The organism is Burkholderia sp. BCC0397, assembly GCF_902832865.1.
Classification (GTDB): Bacteria; Pseudomonadota; Gammaproteobacteria; order Burkholderiales; family Burkholderiaceae; genus Burkholderia.
On sequence record NZ_CADFDL010000004.1, the window covers coordinates 41,417 to 62,545 of the forward strand.

Annotated in this window: 19 protein-coding genes and 1 tRNA gene; 16 read left to right on the forward strand and 4 right to left on the reverse strand. The window is 67.8% G+C overall.

Going from position 1 to position 21,129, the window contains the following annotated elements; genetic code table 11:
* Position 1: 1 nt before the first annotated feature.
* Positions 2-868, forward strand: a complete 867-nt coding sequence (locus tag HWX03_RS14295; protein WP_175871647.1) for a patatin-like phospholipase family protein — start codon at positions 2-4, stop codon at positions 866-868.
* A gap of 49 nt (positions 869-917) precedes the next feature.
* On the opposite strand, the gene HWX03_RS14300 is transcribed toward HWX03_RS14295, so the two are convergent.
* Entirely contained in the window at positions 918-1,931 is a 1,014-nt protein-coding gene (locus HWX03_RS14300) for a D-2-hydroxyacid dehydrogenase family protein (RefSeq protein ID WP_175823033.1), read from the reverse strand.
* A 427-nt stretch (positions 1,932-2,358) separates the two neighbouring features.
* Between HWX03_RS14300 and HWX03_RS14305 the strand changes: the two genes are divergently transcribed.
* The gene (locus HWX03_RS14305; RefSeq protein ID WP_175823032.1) at positions 2,359-3,408 is read left to right on the forward strand and encodes a LysR family transcriptional regulator; all 1,050 of its coding nucleotides are present in this window, start codon (positions 2,359-2,361) and stop codon (positions 3,406-3,408) included.
* A 123-nt stretch (positions 3,409-3,531) separates the two neighbouring features.
* Here the strand turns inward: HWX03_RS14305 and HWX03_RS14310 are convergent, their stop codons facing one another.
* From HWX03_RS14310 to dprA, 3 genes are all read right to left on the reverse strand, one after another.
* A complete protein-coding gene (locus tag HWX03_RS14310; RefSeq protein WP_175871648.1) occupies positions 3,532-6,129 on the reverse strand; it encodes a DNA topoisomerase III in 2,598 nt (865 codons plus the stop codon).
* A gap of 192 nt (positions 6,130-6,321) precedes the next feature.
* Positions 6,322-6,702 (reverse strand): thioredoxin family protein, encoded by a 381-nt coding sequence (locus HWX03_RS14315; RefSeq protein ID WP_174388623.1) that lies wholly within the window; start codon positions 6,700-6,702, stop codon positions 6,322-6,324.
* 36 nt (positions 6,703-6,738) lie between these two features.
* Complete coding sequence (gene dprA / locus HWX03_RS14320) at positions 6,739-8,052, reverse strand: DNA-processing protein DprA (RefSeq protein WP_175871649.1); 1,314 nt, start codon at positions 8,050-8,052, stop codon at positions 6,739-6,741.
* Positions 8,053-8,237: 185 nt separating this feature from the next.
* On the opposite strand from dprA, the gene def reads away from it, so the two are divergent.
* The 14 genes from def (at position 8,238) to HWX03_RS14390 (ending at position 21,072) form a co-directional block, all read left to right on the forward strand.
* A complete protein-coding gene (def, locus tag HWX03_RS14325) occupies positions 8,238-8,741 on the forward strand; it encodes a peptide deformylase (RefSeq protein ID WP_174388625.1) in 504 nt (167 codons plus the stop codon).
* 34 nt (positions 8,742-8,775) lie between these two features.
* Entirely contained in the window at positions 8,776-9,759 is a 984-nt protein-coding gene (gene fmt, locus HWX03_RS14330; RefSeq protein WP_175823029.1) for a methionyl-tRNA formyltransferase, read from the forward strand.
* A gap of 122 nt (positions 9,760-9,881) precedes the next feature.
* A complete protein-coding gene (locus HWX03_RS14335; protein WP_175871650.1) occupies positions 9,882-10,523 on the forward strand; it encodes a LysE family translocator in 642 nt (213 codons plus the stop codon).
* Between the two features lie 100 nt (positions 10,524-10,623).
* Positions 10,624-11,481, forward strand: coding sequence for a zinc metalloprotease HtpX (gene htpX, locus HWX03_RS14340; protein ID WP_174388628.1), 858 nt, complete (start codon positions 10,624-10,626; stop codon positions 11,479-11,481).
* A gap of 233 nt (positions 11,482-11,714) precedes the next feature.
* Entirely contained in the window at positions 11,715-13,106 is a 1,392-nt protein-coding gene (gene rsmB, locus HWX03_RS14345; protein WP_175871651.1) for a 16S rRNA (cytosine(967)-C(5))-methyltransferase RsmB, read from the forward strand.
* Positions 13,103-13,693: a DUF4390 domain-containing protein gene (locus HWX03_RS14350; RefSeq protein ID WP_175823026.1), complete on the forward strand. Its 591-nt coding sequence runs from the start codon at positions 13,103-13,105 to the stop codon at positions 13,691-13,693. The genes rsmB and HWX03_RS14350 overlap by 4 nt, the downstream gene beginning before the upstream one ends.
* Positions 13,683-16,097 carry a sensor histidine kinase EsaS gene (gene esaS / locus HWX03_RS14355; RefSeq protein WP_175871652.1) on the forward strand — a complete coding sequence of 805 codons (2,415 nt, stop codon included), beginning with the start codon at positions 13,683-13,685 and terminating at the stop codon, positions 16,095-16,097. The genes HWX03_RS14350 and esaS overlap by 11 nt, the downstream gene beginning before the upstream one ends.
* A complete protein-coding gene (esaR, locus tag HWX03_RS14360) occupies positions 16,098-16,799 on the forward strand; it encodes a response regulator transcription factor EsaR (RefSeq protein WP_174388632.1) in 702 nt (233 codons plus the stop codon).
* Between the two features lie 61 nt (positions 16,800-16,860).
* Positions 16,861-16,936, forward strand: a tRNA-Phe gene (locus tag HWX03_RS14365).
* Positions 16,937-17,287: 351 nt separating this feature from the next.
* A complete protein-coding gene (gene queC, locus HWX03_RS14370) occupies positions 17,288-18,022 on the forward strand; it encodes a 7-cyano-7-deazaguanine synthase QueC (protein WP_175823025.1) in 735 nt (244 codons plus the stop codon).
* 75 nt (positions 18,023-18,097) lie between these two features.
* Positions 18,098-18,730: a 7-carboxy-7-deazaguanine synthase gene (queE, locus tag HWX03_RS14375; RefSeq protein WP_006482565.1), complete on the forward strand. Its 633-nt coding sequence runs from the start codon at positions 18,098-18,100 to the stop codon at positions 18,728-18,730.
* An 18-nt stretch (positions 18,731-18,748) separates the two neighbouring features.
* A complete protein-coding gene (queD, locus tag HWX03_RS14380; protein WP_175871653.1) occupies positions 18,749-19,201 on the forward strand; it encodes a 6-carboxytetrahydropterin synthase QueD in 453 nt (150 codons plus the stop codon).
* Positions 19,202-19,537: 336 nt separating this feature from the next.
* Positions 19,538-20,323: an aldolase/citrate lyase family protein gene (locus HWX03_RS14385; RefSeq protein ID WP_175871654.1), complete on the forward strand. Its 786-nt coding sequence runs from the start codon at positions 19,538-19,540 to the stop codon at positions 20,321-20,323.
* Positions 20,320-21,072: a tetratricopeptide repeat protein gene (locus tag HWX03_RS14390; protein WP_175871655.1), complete on the forward strand. Its 753-nt coding sequence runs from the start codon at positions 20,320-20,322 to the stop codon at positions 21,070-21,072. The genes HWX03_RS14385 and HWX03_RS14390 overlap by 4 nt, the downstream gene beginning before the upstream one ends.
* The last annotated feature ends 57 nt before the right edge of the window (positions 21,073-21,129 follow it).

Here is a 21,129-nt window from a genome sequence, read left to right on the forward strand (position 1 = left end):
GATGTTCGACCAGATCGTCTTTGCGGGCGGCGGCAATCGCTGCTGGTGGCAGGCCGGCTTCTGGGACGTAGCGCAACCGGCCCTCGGCCTGCGCCCGCGCGTGATCACCGGCATCTCGGCCGGCGCGGCCACCGCGTGCATGCTGTATACGCGCGACGCCGCGTGGGTGATGCGCTATTACGAAGAGGCGCTGCGGCACAACCGGAAGAACGCGTACTGGGGCAACCTGTTCGGGCGCGAGCCGGTGTTTCCGCATTACCGGATCTACCGCCAGGCGCTGCTCGACATCTACGGCGAGCCGTTCGCGAAGCTCGCCGCGGCGCCGGAGATCCGCATCGGCGTGTCGCACGTGCCGCGCTGGCTCGGCGCGCGCAGCGCGGTTGCCGCCGGCCTCGTCGCGTACAACATCGAAAAGTACGTGCGCAAGACGCTGCACCCGACGCTCGGGCGCACGCTCGGCTTTCGGCCCGAATTCGTGCGCGCGCAGGCCTGCACGCAAGTCGACGAACTCGCCGACCTGATCCTGCAGTCGTCCTGCACGCCGCCGTTCACGCCGGTGCTGCGGCGCGGCGGCCGGCCGGTGCTCGACGGCGGGATGGTCGACAACGTGCCGGTCGATGCGCTCGACCCGTCGCCGGGCGACGTGCTGGTGCTCGTCACGCGGCTGTATCCGCGTCCGCAGATGTTCACGGTCGCGCATGGCGACCAGCGGCGGCTGTACGTGCAGCCGTCGAGCAAGGTACCGATTTCGAGCTGGGATTACACGAGCCCGTCGCAGATGCGGCATGCGTACGATCTCGGGCGGCGCGACGGCGAGCATTTCCTCACGCGTGTCGCCGCGATGACGGGCGGCCGCGTGGCCGCCTGACGATCGGGAATGAAGCAACGGGGCCGCGCGACGTGCGCCGCCCGTGCGGTCAGCGCTTGCGGATCGGCGTCAGCGCTTCCGGGTTGGCGACGCTCGACATGTCGCCGTCGTCGAACGCGAGAATGTTGCGGAATGCGGCACTGAAATACAGCTCGTAGCTTTCGCGTTCGACGTAGCCGATGTGTGGCGTGCAGATCACGTTTTCCATCCGCAGCAGGCTGTAGCCCTGCAGGATCGGCTCGCTTTCGAACACGTCGATCGCGACCATCCCCGGGCGGTTGTGCGACAGCGCGTTGACGAGCGCGTTTTCCTCGAGCAGCTCGGCGCGGCTCGTGTTGACAAGCAGCGACGTCGGTTTCATCCGCATCAGGTCTTCCTGCTTCACGATCCCGCGCGTGTCGTCGTGCAGGCGCAGGTGCAGCGACAGCACGTCGCTCTGCTCGAACAGTGCTTCGCGGCTCTCGGCGGCCGTATAGCCGTCGGCGCGCGCGGCTTCGAGCGAATGCTCGCGGCCCCAGATCAGCACGTTCATCCCGAATGCCTTGCCGTAACCGGCGACGAGCCGGCCGATCTTGCCGTAGCCCCAAATGCCGAGCGTCTGGCCGCGCAGCACCTGGCCGAGGCCGAAGTTCGGCGGCATCGCCGACGTCTTCAGGCCCGACTGCTGCCACGCACCCTGCTTCAGGTTCGCGACGTATTGCGGAATGCGGCGCTGGGCGGCCATCACGAGCGCCCAGGTCAGCTCGGCGGGCGCGACCGGCGAACCGGTGCCTTCGAGCACCGCGACGCCGCGGTCGGTACACGCTTCGAGATCGATGTGGCTCGACACGCGGCCGGTCTGGCTGATCATGCGCAGGTTCGGCAGCTTGGTGAGCAGCTGTGAAGTAATCGGGGTTCGTTCACGAATCAGCACGAGCGCCTCGACTTCCGCCAGACGGCTGGCGAGCTGTCCCAGGCCGCGCACCGTATTGTTGAAGACCTTTACGTCGTGGTCGGCGAGCATCTCGAAGCAGTTCAGCTTGCGGACGGCGTCCTGATAGTCGTCAAGGATGGCAATTTTCATGGTGAACGGGGTGTCGCGCGTTGAAAGCGGCGGGGGCGGCGGCGCATCTTGCGCGCCCGTTCCGCCCGGCCGGGGCCGACATGATGCTACGTCGGCCGCCTGCGTAGTGTCTTTTTAACAGGTTGTTACGCTCCGCCGCAATCGGCGCCAGCCACCCCCGGCGCCGCTCGCGCGCCGTGCAGAGGGGTGCGCTGTTGTGTCGCATCAAACACGTCCTTCCTGATTCAGCCACTTACTCGACGAGGTTCACCCAATTGTTGCTGCAAGCAGAATAATTGGATCAACTATCCGCAGAGGCCGAGGATTTTTGACTATTTTTATCGTCAACCGGCCCCTTGTTGAGCAACTCTGCATCATTTCCGCTGTCGTAGGAGAATTACGCATTTGCTTCATCTTTTTGAAGTTGTAACAGCGGCAGGAGTCATTTATGGATCATTTGCAGTCGATGCGCGTGTTCGTCAAGGTTGCAGATCTCGGCAGTTTCGCGCGGGCCGCGAGCGCAATGGATATCTCCAACGCGGTCGCGACGCGCCACGTCGCCGATCTGGAAGGCCGTCTCGGCACGCGTTTGCTTAACCGCACCACGCGCAGCCTCTCCCTGACGGAGTCGGGTCAGGTCTATCTGGAGCGTGCCCGCCAGATCCTCGACGAGCTCGAGGATGTCGAGCAGATGGTCGTCGCGCGCAATCACGAGCCAGTCGGCACGCTGCGCATCGTTGCGCCGGTCGTGTTCGGCCTGCACAACCTCGCCCCGGTGCTGCAGTCGTACACGGAGAATTTCCCGAAAGTGGTGCCGGATCTCACGCTGGTCGACCGGCAGGTCGATCTCGTCGAGGAAGGCTTCGACGTCGGCATCGTCGTCACGCGCCAGATGCGCAGCGCGAGCATCGTCACGCGGCGCCTGACCACCGGTTGCATGACCGTGTGCGCGACGCCGAGCTATCTGGAGAAGCACGGCGTGCCGATTCATCCGGAGCAGCTCGCCGAGCATCCGGCCCTGAGCCTGCCGACCGAATACTGGGGCGACGAGCGCGTGTTCACGGGGCCGGACGGCGAAGTGCGCGTGCGCCCGACCAACGTGATCGTCGCGAACAACACCGCGATGCTGCGCCAGTTCGCGTTGCTCGGAATGGGCGTCGCGATCCTGCCGAGCTACCTGATCGGCAGCGACATCGCGCGCGGCGCGCTCGTGCGGCTGCTGCCGGATTTCCGGCTGCCGCAGGTCGAGATCAACATCGCCTACCCGAGCCGGCGCCATCTGCCGGCGAAGGTGCGCACGTTCATCGACCACCTCGTCGAGCATTTCAGCCACTCGACCGACGCGACGATCGGCGAACAGTGGGCCGCGCAGGGCGCGACGCTGCCGCCGATCGGCGTCGAGATGCGTGCCGAGCAGCCCGAATCGACCGATCCGAACCTGCAGCCGCGTCTTGCGCGCTCGCCGCGCACGCGCGTGGCGGTGCCGTCGCCGCTGTAACGGCTCGGCGCCGGCAGCGCGACGGCCGGCACAAACAAAAAACGCGGATCGATCGATCCGCGTTTTTTTATGGCTGCGTGCCGGCGCCGGGCGCGCCGCAAGCGGCGCCCGGCGGCCGGGCCGTCACGAACCCGTCTTGCGTGCCGTCGTCTTGCGTGCGGCGGTCTTGCGGGCCGGTGCCGGTTTCTCTTCGGCGCCTTCGGTCACGGTATCGGCATCCTTCGTCGCCGATTTGGCCGTCTTCTTCGCGGCGGCGGCTTTCGGCTCCTTCTTCTCGAACTCGAAGCCGATCTTGCCGTCCGGCTGCTTCACGAGGAACGCCTTGAAGTTGCGGCCGGTACGCGACGACTTGAAGCCCGGCAGCAGATCCGTGCGGCCGTCGGCAAGCAGCTTGCCCATCTGCTCGCGCGTGATTTCCTGCTGCAGGATCACCTTGCCCGAGCGGAAGTCGCAGGTCTTCGGGTTCGCCACCGAGTGCTCGCACACGTAGCTCATGCCGTGCTCGAACACGCGGCCCTTGCACTTCGGGCACGCGCCGACGGGTTCCTGCGCGGAGAAGTCGGGCGCTTCGCCTTCCTCGCCGCCCTGGTCCTGGCCAAAATCGAACTCGAGCTTGTAGTTCTTCGTCTCGTCGTCGAAGGACAGCTTGAGGATCGCCGAGAACGGGCGGCCCATCTTGCTGCGGAACCCGGACAGCGGCCCGATTTCCTTCTTCTGCAGCAGCTCCTCGACTTCCGGGATCTCGAACTGCCGGCTGCCCGGGATCTTCGAGATCGAGAACTCGCACTTCGTGCACGCGAAGCGGCGGTAGTTTTCCTTCACCTGGCCACCGCAGTTCGGGCACGGCGTCTGGAGGGTCGCGTAGTCGCCGGGGATCGTGTCGGAATCGTATTCCTTCGCGCGCTTGACGATCTGCTGCGTCATGCGGGCAATTTCCTGCATGAACGCGTCGCGGCCGAGATTGCCGCGTTCCATCTGCGACAGCTTGTATTCCCATTCGCCGGTGAGCTCGGGCGCCGTGAGTTCCTTCACGCCGAGGCCGCGCAGCAGCGTCATCAGCTGGAATGCCTTCGCGGTCGGGATCAGTTCGCGGCCCTCGCGCAGCAGGTACTTCTCGCCGAGCAGGCCTTCGATGATCGCCGCGCGCGTCGCCGGCGTGCCGAGGCCCTTCGCGGCCATCGCCTCGCGCAATTCGTCGTCCTCGACCAGCTTGCCCGCGCCTTCCATCGCGGACAGCAGCGTCGCTTCCGAGTAGCGTGCGGGCGGCTTCGTCACCAGCGCGACGGCGGCGATCTCGTCCGTCTTCACCTTCTCGTCCTTCTGCACCGGCACGAGGTTCGCGTCCGCGCCTTCGGCGTCGCGGCCGTACACCTGCAGCCAGCCCGGCTCGACGAGCACCTTGCCTTCGGTCTTGAAGTGATGGCCGGCGACTTCGGTGATCCGGGTCGTCACGCGGAATTCGGCCGCCGGGAAGAACACCGCGAGGAAGCGCTTCACGACCAGGTCGTACAGCTTCTGCTCCGGCTCGGACAGCGATTTCGGCGCTTGCAGCGTCGGGATGATTGCAAAGTGGTCGCTGATCTTCGAGTTGTCGAAGATCCGCTTGTTCGGCTTCACCCAGCCCTTGTCGAGCACCTGCTTCGCATGCGGCAGATAGTTGTTGCTCTCCTTGAGCATCTCGAGCGTGGACTCGACCGTCGACAGGTAGTCTTCCGGCAGCGCCCGCGCGTCGGTACGCGGGTAGGTCAGCACCTTGTGCTTTTCATACAGCGCCTGGGCGAGGCCGAGCGTGTTCTTCGCGGAGAAGCCGAAGCGGCCGTTCGCCTCGCGCTGCAGGCTCGTCAGGTCGAACAGCAGCGGCGACAGCTGCGTCGACGGCTTCGATTCCTCGGAGACCGTGCCCGTGTGGTCGCGGCACGCGGCGACGATCGTCTCGGCCGCGGGCAGGCTCCACAGACGGGAGTCGCGCTTTTCCGGATCGAATTCGTCACGCTTGAATTTCGGGTCGTACCACCGGCCTTCGTAGAAGCCGCCGGCGCAGACGAACTGCGCTCGCACTTCCCAGTAGTCGCGCGGGATGAAGCGGCGGATTTTCTCTTCACGTTCGACGACGATCGACAACGTTGGCGTCTGAACGCGGCCGACGGTGGTCAGGAAGAAGCCGCCGCCCTTGCTGTTGAACGCGGTCATCGCGCGCGTGCCGTTGATCCCGACGAGCCAGTCGGCTTCCGAGCGGCAGCGTGCGGCGTCGGCGAGCGGCTGCATGTCCGAGTCGCTGCGCAGGTTCGCGAAACCGTCGCGGATCGCCTGCGGCGTCATCGATTGCAGCCACAGGCGCTGGACCGGCTGCTTCGCCTTCGCATGCTGCGCGATCAGCCGGAAAATCAGCTCGCCTTCGCGCCCCGCGTCACATGCGTTGATCAGGCGGTCGACGTCCTTGCGCTTCATCAGCTTCGTGAGCACCTTGAGGCGCGACTCGCTTTTTGCGATCGGGTTCAGGTCGAAATGCGGGGGAATGACGGGCAGATGCGCGAAGCTCCATTTCCCGCGCTTGACTTCGTATTCCTCCGGGGCGGCGATTTCCAGCAAGTGGCCGACAGCGGACGAAAGGACGAAATCGTCGCTCTCGTAATACTCGTCATGCTTGGTAAAGCCGCCCAAAGCGCGTGCGATGTCGTTCGCGACAGAAGGCTTTTCCGCAATGATCAGTGCTTTGGACATGACAGGTGTGTGTTGGTAGACCGGGTACGCCGGTGTGGGTCCCTTTTACGACGGCTTTATAGCACACGCGGCAGCGACGGCGGCTCGGCGTGTAAAAAGCGGCTCATCATAGAGGGGGGCTGCAACGGCGGCAAGCGCCCGGCGCGGCGGGGCGCGCAAACCTGCGCAAGACCGCCGCGCCGGCCCGCGAATTCAGGCTTCGACGTTCAGGACGTCGCGCAATTTCGGTGCGTGCGGCGCACCGGGCACCGCGCTCAGGTCGGACAGCATGCGCTCGACGATCGCCGCGTGCGGCAGCACCGTGCCGAAGAAGCGTGCGGTATGGGCATCCTCGATCAGGATGGTCGGGAAGTTTTCGACGTCGAGATCGTCGAGCCGGTCGGCATGGGTTTCGATGTCGATCCAGGCGAAGCAGGCGTCCGGATGCGCGTCGGCGAGCTGGTCGAAGGCGCTCCGGTAGTCGCGGCACGTGCCGCACCACTCGGCGCACAGGCAGGCGACCAGCAACGTGCCGGGATCGGCGAGGCGCTCGGCGATCCGATCCGCATCGGTGTCGAGATTCAGCGCGGGCATGGAATTCCTTGGGTAGCGTCGGCGGCCGGGCCGCCCCTATGGCGGGGAATGTAGCACGCCCCGCGCGGAGGGGGGGGGCGCCGCGTCAAGCCGCGCGAAGCGTCCGCCGGCGACGCTCGCGATGCGGCCGGCCAGTTCCAGCGCGAGCAGCGCGCCATGCAGCACGTCGTCGGACAGGCCGCTGTGCTCTGCGAGCCATTCGTACGTCACGGGGCCGTATCCCAAGGCGGCGAGCACCGCCTGTTCCGATGGATCGCCCGGTGGCGGGGCTGCGATTCGGGGCGGCGCGGCGGCCGCGACGGCGCGATCCGCTTGCGCGACGCCGGCAACTTCGGATTCGCGGCTGTCGCCGGTGCTTGGGCCTCGGTTGCCGGCCCGCAGCGCGCCGCCTGATGCGTGCGCCGCCGGCTCGCCCAGCCCGTATTCCTCGAGCACGTCGAGCGGCGCCGCGGTGAGCTTTGCGCCGTCGCGGATCAGCGCGTGGCAGCCCTGCGCGAGCGGCGCGTGGATCGAACCGGGCAGCGCGAACACATCGCGCCCCAGTTCGTTCGCGAGCCGCGCGGTGATCAGCGAGCCCGAGCGCGGGGCGGCCTCGACGACGAGCACGCCGATCGCGAGCGCGGCGATCAGCCGGTTGCGCTGTGGAAAATGCGCGGCGCGGGCCGGCGTGCCGAGCGGCCATTCCGACACGATCGCGCCGTGCGCGGCGATCTCGTGGGCGAGCGCGCGGTGCCGCGCCGGATAGACGAGATCGGCGCCCGTCGCGATCACCGCGACGGTGCCCGCCCGGCCGTCGAGCCCGCCACGATGCGCGGCGCCGTCGATCCCGAGCGCGAGGCCCGAGACGATCGCGAGACCCGCGTCGGACAACGCGTGGGCGAAATGCGTTGCGTCGGCGAGCCCCTGCGGCGTCGCATGGCGGCTGCCGACCACGGCGAGGCCGCGTGCGTGCAGCAGGTCGAGCCGCCCCTTTACATATAGCAGCGGCGGCGGATCGTGCAGGTCGCGCAGCCGCGGCGGGTAGGCCGGATCGCTCAGCGTGACGAGCACGTTGCCCGGCCCGTCGAGCCAGGCGAGCGCAGCCTCGGTGCGCGTATCGAGATCGTCGCGCTCGCTCGCGCGCACGGCTTGCGCGGCGGCGGGGCTGGTCACGGCGCCGATGGCCTCGTCGGACGCGCGCAGCAGCGCCGCCGGCGAGCCGAATGCCGTGAGCAGCGCCTGCAGCACGGCGGGCGGGAGGCCGGGCGCATGCGCGAGCTGCAGCCATGCGCGCAGCGCGGCGGGCGTCAGCGCTTGCGGCGACATGAGGCTGCCCTCGAATGCGGCGGCCAGCGGAGTGCGTGGCGCCATGATAAAATTTTCATCATCCGAAATACTCGACAGGGCCGTGCGCACAGGCGCCCGGCCGATTGCAGGAGGCGCGATCCGCGGCATTGATATGCCACGCATCCGCCTCATCTTCATTGCATCCCGGCGGCGGCGCCAGCCGGCCGGATGGCCGATGCGGCACGCCGCTCCACCGAATACCGAACACCATGGCTTTGCTCAATATTCTTCATTACCCCGACAAGCGGCTGCATAAGGTCGCGAAGCCCGTCGACAAGGTCGACGACCGGATCCGCAAGCTCGTCGCCGACATGGCCGAGACCATGTACGCAGCGCCCGGCATCGGCCTGGCGGCCACCCAGGTCGACGTGCACGAGCGCGTGATCGTGATCGACATCTCCGAGGAGAAGAACGAGCTGCGCGCGTTCATCAACCCGGAGATCGTGTGGTCGAGCGACGCGAAGCAGATCTATGAAGAGGGCTGCCTGTCGGTGCCCGGCATCTACGACGAAGTCGAACGCCCCGACCACGTGCGCGTGCGCGCGCTCAACGAGCAGGGCGAGACGTTCGAGCTCGACTGCGAAGGCCTGCTCGCCGTGTGCGTCCAGCACGAGATGGATCACCTGATGGGCCGCGTATTCGTCGAATACCTGTCGCCGCTCAAGCAGACGCGCATCAAGACGAAGATGAAGAAACTCGAACGCGCGATGTAATGCGCGTACGCTCAGCCCGACCCCGAACGCTGTCATGACCCATACGTTGCGCGTGATTTTTGCCGGCACGCCGGAATTCGCCGCGGCTGCCCTTGCCGCGATCCACGAGGCCGGTTTCCCGGTGCCGCTCGTGCTCACCCAGCCCGATCGCCCGGCCGGGCGCGGGATGAAACTCCAGGCGAGCGCCGTGAAGCGCTACGCCGTCGAGCACGGGATGACCGTCGCGCAGCCGCCGTCGCTGCGCCGCGCGGGCAAGTACCCGGCGGAGGCGGCCGACGCGATCGAGCTGCTGCGCACGACGCCGCACGACGTGATGGTGGTGGCCGCGTACGGCCTGCTGCTGCCGCAGGAGGTGCTCGACATCCCGCGCGCCGGCTGCATCAACATCCACGCGTCGCTGCTGCCGCGGTGGCGCGGCGCTGCGCCGATCCATCGTGCGATCGAGGCCGGCGACGCCGAGACGGGCGTCACGCTGATGCAGATGGACGTCGGCCTCGACACCGGCGCGATGATCGAGGAGGCGCGCATCGCGATCGCGCCCGACGATACGACCGCGACGCTGCACGACCGCCTCGCCGCCGACGGCGCGCGGCTGATCGTCGACGCGCTCGTGCGGCTCGAGCGCGACGGCACGCTGCCGGCGACGCCGCAGCCGGCCGACGGCGTGACCTACGCGGAAAAGATCGGCAAGCACGAAGCGTCGCTCGACTGGCGCAAGCCTGCCGACGTACTCGCGCGCCAGGTGCGTGCGTTCGATCCGTTCCCGGGCGGCGTCGCGACGCTCGACGGGGCGGCCATCAAGCTGTGGGCGGCCGAGCCCGTGGCGGCGCGCGGCGACGCGGCGCCCGGCACGATCGTCGAAGCCGCGCCGGAAGGCGTGGTGGTCGCATGCGGCAGCGGCGCGCTGCGTGTCACCCAGTTGCAGAAGCCGGGCGGCAAGCGGCTGCCCGCGCGCGAATTCCTCGCCGGTTCGCCGCTCGCCGCGGGCCAGCGGTTCGCGCTGCCCGACGTCGACTGAGACACGGCCTGAGTGCCATTCGACCCGGTTTGCCGGCGCCGCGCAACTGGCCGGACGGCCGAGTCGCGCGGGGCCGCAGGCACGCGTAGAATTTCCCTGCGCTCTCCGGTTTCGAGGTTTTCATGTTCGGCATCACCCATTTCGGCTTCTTCGTGTTCGCGGTTTTCCTGCTGAACATCACGCCCGGCCCCGATACGGCCTACATCGTCGGCCGCAGCGTCGCGCAGGGGCGCGGCGCGGGGCTGATGTCGGCGTTCGGTATTTCGGCCGGCTGCTGCGTCCACGCGCTGGCATGTGCATTCAGCCTGACCGCGCTGCTGGCGGCGTCGGCTACCGCGTTCACGGTGATCAAGCTGGTCGGCGCCGCGTACCTGATCTATCTCGGCGTGCGGATGATCATCGCGAAGCAGGCCGCCGCGCCGTCGGGCGCCGAAGCCGCGCAGGCCGCGGCCGCCAAGCCGCTGCGCCAGCTGTTCATGCAGGGTTTCTGGACCAACGTGCTGAATCCGAAGGTCGTGCTGTTCTTCGTGTCGTTCTTCCCGCAGTTCGTGTCGGCCGATAGCCCGCACAAGGCATGGGCGTTCCTGACCCTCGGCGCGGTGTTCGTCGCGATGAGCACGGTCTGGACGAGCCTCGTTGCGTGGGTGGCGGGCAGCGTCACGCAGCGCTTTTCCGGCAAGCCGGGCGTCAAGAAGTGGCTCGACCGCACGGTCGGCAGCGCTTTCGTCGGCCTCGGCCTGCGTCTTGCAAGCTCGCAACATTGAGATTGAATTTTTCCGGCAAGACCTTATCTAACAAATCGCTTACAATTTTCTGCCGTGCGCTGTAAAGCGCGGCGGGTCCCCTGACGGATAAGGAGTGGGTATGTTCAATTGGGTCAAAACGGCGATGCTGATGGCCGGGATCACGGCCCTGTTCATCGTGATCGGCGGGATGATCGGCGGCTCGCGCGGCATGACGATCGCGCTGCTGTTCGCGCTCGGCATGAATTTCTTCTCGTACTGGTTCTCGGACAAGATGGTGCTGCGCATGTACAACGCGCAGGAAGTCGACGAGAACACGGCGCCGCAGTTCTACCGGATGGTGCGCGAGCTGGCCACGCGCGCGAACCTGCCGATGCCGCGCGTCTACCTGATCAACGAGGATGCGCCGAACGCGTTCGCGACGGGCCGCAACCCCGAGCACGCGGCGGTCGCCGCGACGACGGGCATCCTGCGCGTGCTGTCGGAGCGCGAGATGCGCGGCGTGATGGCGCACGAGCTCGCCCACGTGAAGCACCGCGACATCCTGATCTCGACGATCACCGCGACGATGGCGGGCGCGATCTCGGCGATCGCGAACTTCGCGATGTTCTTTGGCGGGCGCGACGAGAACGGCCGGCCGGCCAACCCGATCGCCGGTATCGCGGTCGCGCTGCTCGCCCCGATCGCCGGCGCGCTGATCCAGATGGCGATTTCGCGGGCCCGCGAGTTCGAGGCCGACCGCGGCGGCGCGCAGATTTCCGGCGATCCGCAGTCGCTGGCCACCGCGCTCGACAAGATCCATCGCTATGCGGCGGGCATCCCGTTCCAGGCGGCCGAGGCGCATCCGGCCACCGCGCAGATGATGATCATGAACCCGCTGCATGGCGGCGGCCTGCAGAACCTGTTCTCGACGCACCCGGCCACCGAGGAGCGCATCGCGCGCCTGATGGAGATGGCGCGCACCGGCCGCTTCGATTGACCCCCGGCGTACCGCGCGGTCGTTGCCGCGCGGGGGCCGCCCCGCCACCCCGCATGCTTTGCGCTGCGGGGTGTTTCGTTTGTGCGCGCCGTAAAGGGGCCAAAGGGACAGCATGGCCGCACGCTACAATGCGCGGTTTGGGATCGCAGGGCCATGTGGCGGCTGCGATCCCGCCGTTTGCCGCATTTGCTTGCCGCACCCGATTGCCGCGCCTGTTTGCCGATTCCGCACCGATGACACGACCCCGTTCTTCCGCTCCGACTTCTTCTGGCCGCCCGGCGCGCCTGGCCGCGCTGCACCTGGCGCCCGATTCGCTCGGCTTCGCGCTCGACGCGGCCGCGCAGGCGGTCGATGCGGTGCGACGCGGCACCGCGTTGCCGGCGGCACTGTCGGCGGTATTCGTGCAGATGCCGTCCGGTGCGCAGGCACTCGCGCGCGGCGCGACGCAGGACGTCGCCTACCGGACGATGCGCCGCCTCGGCAGCGCGGACTGGCTGATCGGCAAGTTCGTCAGCAAGGCGCCGCCCGCGCACGTGCACGCGGTGCTCGCCGGCGCGTTCGCGCTGCTGCTCGACCCGGCGGACGAGGCCGCGTACCCGGCGTTCACGGTGGTCGACCAGGCCGTCACCGTCATCGGTGCGCGGCGCGAATGCGCGTTCGCGAAGGGAATGGTCAACGCGGTGCTGCGCCGTTTCCTGCGCGAGCGCGACGCACTCGTCGCGGCGATGCAGGACGACCCGGTCGCGCGCTGGAATTACCGTGCGTGGTGGGTCGATGCGGTGAAGCGCGCCTGGCCCGACGCGTGGCAGGCGATCCTCGCGGCCGGCGAGCGTCAGGGGCCGTTGACGCTGCGCGTGAATGCGCGCAGCGCGAGCGTCGATACGTATCTCGACACGCTGCGTGCGAGCGGGATCGACGCGACCGCGATCGGCCGGCATGCGGTGCGGCTCGCGTCGGCGCTGCCGGTGGATCGCATTCCGGGATTCGCCGACGGCGTGGTGTCGGTGCAGGACGCCGGCGCGCAGCTCGCGGCCGAGTGGCTCGGCGCGCGCGACGGCATGCGCGTGCTCGACGCGTGCGCGGCGCCCGGCGGCAAGACCGGCCATATTCTCGAACTCGCCGATGCGGACGTCGTGGCGCTCGAAAGCGACGCGACGCGTGCGGCGCGGATCGGCGAGAATCTCGTGCGCCTGTCGCTCGCGGCGAACGTGTGCGTCGGCGACGCGGGCGCGCCGGACGCGTGGTACGACGGGCGCCCATTCGATCGCATCCTGGCCGACGTGCCGTGCTCGGCATCCGGCATCGTGCGGCGGCACCCCGACATCCGCTGGCTGCGCCGCGAGGCCGACATCCCGGCGCTCGTCGCGGAGCAGCGTCGCATCCTGTCGGCGCTGTGGCCGCTCGTGAAGCCGGGCGGCGAACTGCTTTATGTGACCTGTTCGATCTTCCCCGAAGAAGGCGAATTGCAGGCCCGCTGGTTTGAAGCGGCCTGCGAAGATGCGGTACGATTGGACGCCCCCGGCCAACTGCTGCCGGGCGGCGTGCAGGGACGGGCGGCCGCCGGCGCACTCGACCAGAACACCGATCACGACGGATTTTTCTACGCGCGGTTTCAGAAACGGTGACGATCAAACACCTTTTTCCATTTCGGCTCGCGGCCGTCTTGCTGGTCGCGTTGACGCTGTGCCTGGCCGTCGTCCGGCCGGCGCATGCCGAATCGATCGCCGTGCAGCGCGCGTCGCTCCAGTCCGACGGAAGCGGCTGGAGCCTGGACGCGCGTTTCGACTTCGAGCTGAATCCGAACCTCGAGGATGCCGTCAACAAGGGCATCCCGCTTTACTTCACGACCGATTTCGAACTGAGCCGCGCGCGCTGGTACTGGTTCGACGAGCAGCCGGTGGCGGTCACGCAGACGATCCGCCTGTCGTTCCAGCCGCTCACGCGCGAGTACCGCGTGTCGACGGGCGGCCTGCAACTCGGCTTCCCGTCGCTGAAGGATGCGCTCGCGGTGATCCGCCACATCACGTCGTGGCACGTGATCGACCGCAACCAGGTGCGCGCGGGCGAAACCTACACGGCGTCGGTGCGGATGCAGCTCGATACGGCGCTGATGCCGAAGCCGTTCCAGGTCGATGCCGTGAACAACCGCGACTGGACGCTCGGGTCGGACTGGAAGCGCTTCAACTTCACGGTGACCGAACGTGCTAAATAAAGTACGCCGCGCGGCCAGCGGGAAGAGCCTCCTCATTCGCGTGATCGTCTCGACCGTCGCGCTGACCGCGCTGCTGCTGCTCGTGCTGCTCGCGGCCGCGAGCGCGAACACCGAATTCTTCGACCGTTACTACTCGTGGCTGTACGCGACGAACATCGTCGTCGCGCTCGTGTTCCTGCTCGTGGTGCTCGGGCTGATCGGGATGATCGTCGTGCGCCTCAGGAAGGGCAAGTTCGGCACGCGGCTGCTCGCGAAGCTCGCGGTGTTCTTCGCGCTCGTCGGCGTGGTGCCGGGCGGGATCATCTACATCGTGTCGTACCAGTTCGTGTCGCGCAGCATCGAATCGTGGTTCGACGTGAACGTCGAGACGGCACTGACGGCCGGGCTGAACCTCGGCCGCGGGATGCTCGATGCGTCGCTGTCCGATCTGCAGACGAAGGCGCGGCTGATGTCCGACCAGCTCGCGAGCGTCGATGCGAACACGAACGGCACGACGCTCACGCTGCTGCGGCTGCGCGACCAGTTCGGCATGCAGGACGCGACGATCGTCGAGCCGAGCCGCGGCGGCTCGGGCGCGGCGCCCGACCTGCACATCGTCGCGCAGGCGTCGGGCAATTTCGCGGCGCTGATTCCGGACGACCTGCCGACGCCGCTGATGCTGAGCCAAGCGCGCGAACACGGCGCGTATGCGGCGATCGAGGGCGAAGTCGACGGCGACCCGCGCGCGCATGGCGCGAAGGGCCCGCTGCGGCTGCGCGTCGTGCGGCCGATTCCCGATGCGACGACGTCGCTGCTGCAGCCGGCGGAGCGATTCCTGCAGCTGACGCAGCCGGTGCCGCCCGGGCTCGCGCACAACGCGGACGCCGTGCAGCGCGCGTACCGCGAGTACCAGGAAAAGTCGCTCGGCCGCACGGGCCTGCGCAAGATGTACATCGGCACGCTGACGCTCGCGCTGTTCCTCGCGACCTTCATCGCGATGATGCTCGCGCTCGCGCTCGGCCAGCAGCTCGCGCGGCCGCTGTTCCTGCTCGCGCAGGGCACGAAGGAGATCACGGAAGGCGACTACACGCCGAAGCGCGAGATCAAGACGCGCGACGAGCTCGGCTTCCTCACGCAGTCGTTCAACGCGATGACGCGCCAGTTGTCCGAGGCGCGGCTCGCGGTCGAGAAGAACCGCATCGCGCTCGAGCATTCGAAGACGTATCTCGAGAGCATCCTCGCGAACCTGACGGCCGGCGTGTTCGTGCTCGACCGCCAGTTCCGGCTGACGACGGCCAACCGCGGCGCCGAGCGGATCTTCCGGCAGCCGTTCAACTCGCTGATCGGCACGACGCTCGACCGGATCGGCGTGGCCGCCGGGTTCGGCGCGATGGTGCGCAAGGCGTTCGCCGATCGCGAGGCGGCGTCCGACGGCGGCAGTGGGGATCGCGGTCACTGGCAGCAGCAGTTCGCGATCGAGGTGCCGGGCGAAACCGAGCCGCTGACGCTGCTCGTGCGCGGCACGCGTCTCGTGTCGACGGTCGAAGGGCAGGCCGACGATCCGCAGACGTCCGGTTACGTCGTCGTGTTCGACGACATCTCCGACGTGATTTCCGCGCAGCGTTCGGTCGCGTGGGGCGAGGTTGCGCGGCGGCTCGCGCACGAGATCAAGAATCCGCTGACGCCGATCCAGCTGTCGGCCGAGCGGCTGCAGATGAAGCTGTCCGACAAGCTCGCGCCGTCCGATGCGGACGTGCTCAAGCGCGGCGCGACGATGATCGTGAACCAGGTGGCCGCGATGAAGCGGATGGTCGACGATTTCCGCGAATACGCGCGCACGCCGCCGGCGGTGCTCGCGAACCTGCAGTTGAACGAACTGGCGAGCGAGGTGCTCGGGCTGTACGGCGTCGGCGAAGGCAAGAACCCGATCGTCGCCGAACTCGCGCCGTCGCTGCCGGTGATTCGCGGCGACGCGACGCAATTGCGCCAGGTGATTCACAACCTGCTGCAGAATGCGCTGGATTCGGTTGCGGAGTCCGCGCATCCGCGTGTGTTGATCGAAACCAAGACAGTAGAATATGGCGATCCCGACGCCGACGGCAAAACGCGCGTCGCGGTACGTCTGACCGTGTCCGACAACGGGCCCGGTTTTCCGGCACGCATCCTGACCCGCGCGTTCGAGCCTTACGTGACGACGAAGGCGAAGGGCACGGGGCTCGGGCTGGCCACGGTCAAGAAAATCGTTGACGAGCACGGCGCGCGGATCGATCTGCGCAATCGCATGCACGGCGAGACCGTCGAGGGTGCGCAGGTGTCGATCCTCTTCCTGCAGATGGCGAGCGATACGCCAGGCGCCGAACCGGGCGCACAGGACGGGGCGACTCCCGCCAAGACAAAAGCAAGTGAGCAGACAAAGGCAGCGTAAATGGCAACCATCCTGGTGGTAGATGATGAAATGGGCATCCGGGAATTGCTCTCGGAGATCCTCAGCGATGAAGGACATGTCGTCGAGGCGGCGGAGAACGCGCAGGCCGCGCGGGAATACCGGCTGAATCAGGCGCCCGATCTCGTGCTGCTCGATATCTGGATGCCCGATACCGACGGCGTCACGTTGCTCAAGGAATGGGCGGCGCAGGGGCTGCTGACGATGCCCGTGATCATGATGTCCGGGCACGCGACGATCGATACCGCCGTCGAGGCGACCAAGATCGGCGCGCTCGATTTCCTCGAGAAACCGATCGCGCTGCAGAAGCTGCTGAAGTCGGTCGAGCACGGTCTCGCGCGCGGCGCGGCGCCGGTGTCCGCGAACGCGGCGGCGAAGGCGGCCGGCGGGCAGGCCGCGGGGCCGGCGGCGGTCGCGTCCGCGGCGGCGCTGCCGACGCTCGGCGACGACATGGCGTCGGCGCTCGGCCTCGCGGGCCAGACGGCCGCGATCCCGTTCGACATCCCGTTGCGCGAAGCACGCGATGCGTTCGAGCGCGCGTACTTCGAATATCACCTCGCGCGCGAGAACGGCAGCATGACGCGCGTCGCGGAGAAGACGGGCCTCGAGCGCACGCACCTGTATCGCAAGCTCAAGCAGCTCGGCGTCGAGCTCGGCAAGAAGCCGTCCGAAGGCGCGCTATAAAAATATTTTGTGAAACCCCTTGCTCAAGTGAAAGGGGCTCGATATACTTTCATTCTTCGTTGGCCCGGTAGCTCAGTTGGTAGAGCAGCGGATTGAAAATCCGCGTGTCGATGGTTCGATTCCGTCCCAGGCCACCAGCATTTAAAACCCCAAGAATCGGAAGGTTCTTGGGGTTTTTCGTTTGTGGTGGGTATCGCGTGTCGTGGGCGGCGAGCCCGGCAGCATTCGCCGGGGCGTGATAAAATCCGTGCCCGCTCAATGACTTAGCGCATCGCTTCATGCGCATGGCAGGCTGCCCGCGGCGCGCCTGCCGTGGCGCGCGGCAACGATGCCGCGCGATGAGCGGTATAAGCGCGCCACCGCATTCGCGGCCGATCGCGCTGCCTATACTGGTCGAGCCGGCGCAGGCCGGCCGCGTCGGGCCGCCCGGCGGCAGCCGGCCTCGAGGCGCAGTGCGACGCGAGCCTACACATTCACGGAGTATCACGGTGATTCGGACAGACGCTAAAGACGGCGCGCTCGTGTTGTTTTCCGGCGGGCAGGACTCCGCCACGTGCGTGGCATGGGCCCTCGAGCGCTACCAGACGGTCGAGACGCTCGGCTTCGATTACGGCCAGCGTCATCGCGTCGAACTCGAGTGTCGCGAAGGCGTGCGCGAAGCGCTGAAGCACAAGTTTCCGGCGTGGTCGGACCGGCTCGGCGACGATCACATGATCGACCTGTCGGTGCTCGGCGCGATCAGCGATACCGCGATGACGCGTACGATCGAGATCGAGACGACGGCAAACGGCCTGCCGAACACGTTCGTGCCGGGCCGCAACCTGATGTTCATGACGATCGCCGCGGCGATCGCCTATCGCCGCGGGCTGCGCGTGCTGGTCGGCGGGATGTGCGAGACCGATTTTTCGGGCTATCCGGACTGCCGCGACGACACGATGAAGGCGCTGCAGGTCGCGCTGAATCTCGGCATGGATACGCGCATCGTGCTCGAGACGCCGCTGATGTGGCTCGACAAGGCGCAGACCTGGCAGCTCGCCGAACAGCTCGGCGGCGAGGCGCTCGTCGAACTGATCCGCGTCGAGACGCACACGTGCTACGTGGGCGAGCGCGCGGAACTGCACGACTGGGGCTTCGGCTGCGGCGAATGCCCGGCCTGCAAGCTGCGCAAGCGCGGCTACGAGGCCTACCTGAAGGGCGAGCGGGTGACCGAAGCGCCGCTGTGACGCGGCTGTGCGGGCAGCGCTTGATGGACAACGGATTCTGATCGACAACGAGCGGCGCGAGCCGGACGAAGCACGATGACTTACGCGGTCAAGGAAATTTTCTACACGTTGCAGGGCGAGGGCGCGAATGCGGGCCGGCCGGCCGTGTTCTGCCGGTTCGCCGGCTGCAACCTGTGGTCGGGCCGCGAAGAGGATCGTGCGGAGGCCGTGTGCCGCTTCTGCGATACGGACTTCGTCGGCACCGACGGCGAGAACGGCGGCAAGTTCAAGGACGCCGCGGCGCTCGTCGCGACGATCGCCGGCCTGTGGCCGGAGGGCGAAGCGCACCGCTTCGTCGTCTGCACGGGCGGCGAGCCGATGCTGCAGCTCGACCAGCCGCTCGTCGACGCGCTGCATGCGGCAGGCTTCGAGATCGCGATCGAGACCAACGGTTCGCTGCCGGTGCTCGAATCGATCGACTGGATCTGCGTGAGCCCGAAGGCCGATGCGCCGCTCGTCGTCACGAAGGGCAACGAACTGAAGGTCGTCGTTCCGCAGGACAACCAGCGGCTGGCCGACTACGCGAAGCTCGACTTCGAGTACTTCCTGGTCCAGCCGATGGACGGCCCGTCGCGCGACCTCAATACGAAGCTCGCGATCGACTGGTGCAAGCGTCATCCGCAGTGGCGGCTGTCGATGCAGACCCATAAATATCTGAACATTCCCTGAGCCACGGCTTTTGACATCGTGCTGATTACCCGAAAACTCGAATTCGACGCGGGCCACCGCATCCCCGATCACCGCAGCCAGTGCCGGAACCTGCACGGCCATCGCTACGTGCTCGAAATCACGCTGCGCGGCGATCTCGTCGATACCGAGGGGGCGCCCGACCGCGGCATGGTGATGGATTTCGCCGACGTGAAGGCGCTCGCGATGGAGCACCTCGTCAGCAAGTGGGACCACGCGTTCCTGGTCTATGCGCGCGACGAGGTCGTGCGCTCGTTCCTCGAGCAGATGGCCGACCACAAGACCGTCGTGCTCGACCGGATCCCGACCGTCGAGAACCTCGCGGCGATCGCGTTCGACCTCCTCGCGAACGTGTACGACGCGCACTACGGCGTGAATCTGCGTCTCGAGCGCGTGCGCCTGTACGAAACGCCGAACTGCTGGGCCGACGTCGAGCGCCAGCCCTGCCGCTGATCCTGCCTTCCCGCGAGGCAGCCCCGCCGTCCGGCGCGGGCTGCCCGTCGCCGCGCACCGCGGCCTTGCCTCCTTCCGTCCCGCATCGGTACGGCTTCCCCCGTCTGTTCCCGCATTGAGCACCCCGCCGCGCTATGATCGTCGTGCGGCGCCGAAAAACGCTCGCGTGAGCCATTGCGCGGCCTGCGTTGTCAGATCGGCCGCCCCGGGCCGACTCACGTTCTCCGGCGCGCGATCTGCCGCCGCCGCCATGCTTCGATTGCCCGGCGGCGTGCGTTTCGCTTCGCCTGTTGCTTGTCCCCGTTCGATTGCCGTTCCGTTTCGGAGGCCGTATCGATGAGCACGCTCACCAATTCCCTCAAACAACGCCTGTGCGACGGTGACGAGCCGCTGTATGGCCTGTGGCTGTCGCTCGGCAGCGACTCGGCCGCGGAAGCGCTCGCGCATGCCGGTTACGACTGGCTCTGCATCGACATGGAGCATGCGCCGAACGACAGTCGCGACGTGGCGTCGCAACTGCGCGCGATCGCCGCGGCGCACCTGCCGAGCGAGCCGGTCGTACGTGTGCCGGCGCGCGAGCCGTGGCTCGTGAAGCGCGCGCTCGACGCCGGCGCACGCACGCTGATGTTCCCGTGTATCGAGACGCCCGACGACGCCGCGCACGCGGTGCGGCTCACGCGCTTCCCGTCGTCCGAATCGCCCGACGGGCTGCGCGGCGTGGCGGGCATGGTACGCGCGGCGGCGTTCGGCATGCGCCGCGACTACCTGCAGACGGCGAATGCGCAAGTCGCGGTGGTCGTGCAGGTCGAATCGGCGCGCGGAGTCGACGCTGTCGAGCGGATCGCGGCGACGCCCGGCGTCGATTGCCTGTTCGTCGGCCCGGCCGATCTCGCGGCGAGCCTCGGGCATCTCGGCGATATCCGCCACCCGGACGTCGAAACCGCGATGGCGCGCGTGCTCGCGGCCGGCAAGCAGGCCGGCGTCGCGGTCGGCATCTTCGCCGGCGATACGGCGGCCGCGCGCCAGTATCGCGAGGCCGGCTACCGGATGATCACGGTGTCGGCCGACGTGAGCTGGCTGTTGCGCGCGACGCGGCAGGCGTTGCAGGAGGTACGGTCATGAACGGCGCAGACGGCGCGTGCCGCAGGCGCGCGCGGATCGGGGCGATGGTCGGCCTGTGGGCCGCGTGTGCGGCGGCCGCCGCGCAGGGTGCGCCGCAAGCGAAGCCCGACCCGTCGCACGAGACGCAATCGGCGGTCGCCGACTACAACGCCGGCGACTATCGCGCGGCGCTCGTGCAATTCCACGATGCGGCCGAGCGCGGCGATCGCCTCGCGCAGTTCAACTACGCGATGATGCTGCTGACGGGTGAAGGCGTGACGGCGAACGTCGACGAAGGGTTGCGCTGGCTGAAGCGCGCGGCGGACGCGAACATGTCGCATGCGCAGTACGTGTACGGCCGGATGTTCGACGACGGCGAGTTCGTCGCGCGCAACCCGGCCGAAGCGCATCGCTGGTTCCTGCGGGCCGCGAAGCAGGGGCACGTGCAGGCCGAGCTGTCGCTCGCGAACCAGTTCCTCGACGGGCGCGGCACGCCGCGCGACAACCGGCAGGCGTTCGCGTGGTACAAGCAGGCCGCCGACGCGGGCGAGCCCATCGCGCAGTACGTGACCGCGTCGTTCTACGAGCGCGGCGGCGACGGCGTCGCGCAGAACCTGAACATCGCGCGCGCGTATTACGCGGCGGCGGCCGCGCAGGGCGACGAGACAGCCGGGCTGAAATTCAAGGAGCTGAGCGCGCGGCTGAAGGCGCCGGGGCCGGCATCGGGCGCCGGCGGGGAGCCAGGCAAGCCGCACGCGCCGCCGCAGTAAGCGGCCCTCGCCCAATGAAAAACGGCGCCCCGGGGCGCCGTTTTCGTGTGCCGCGGT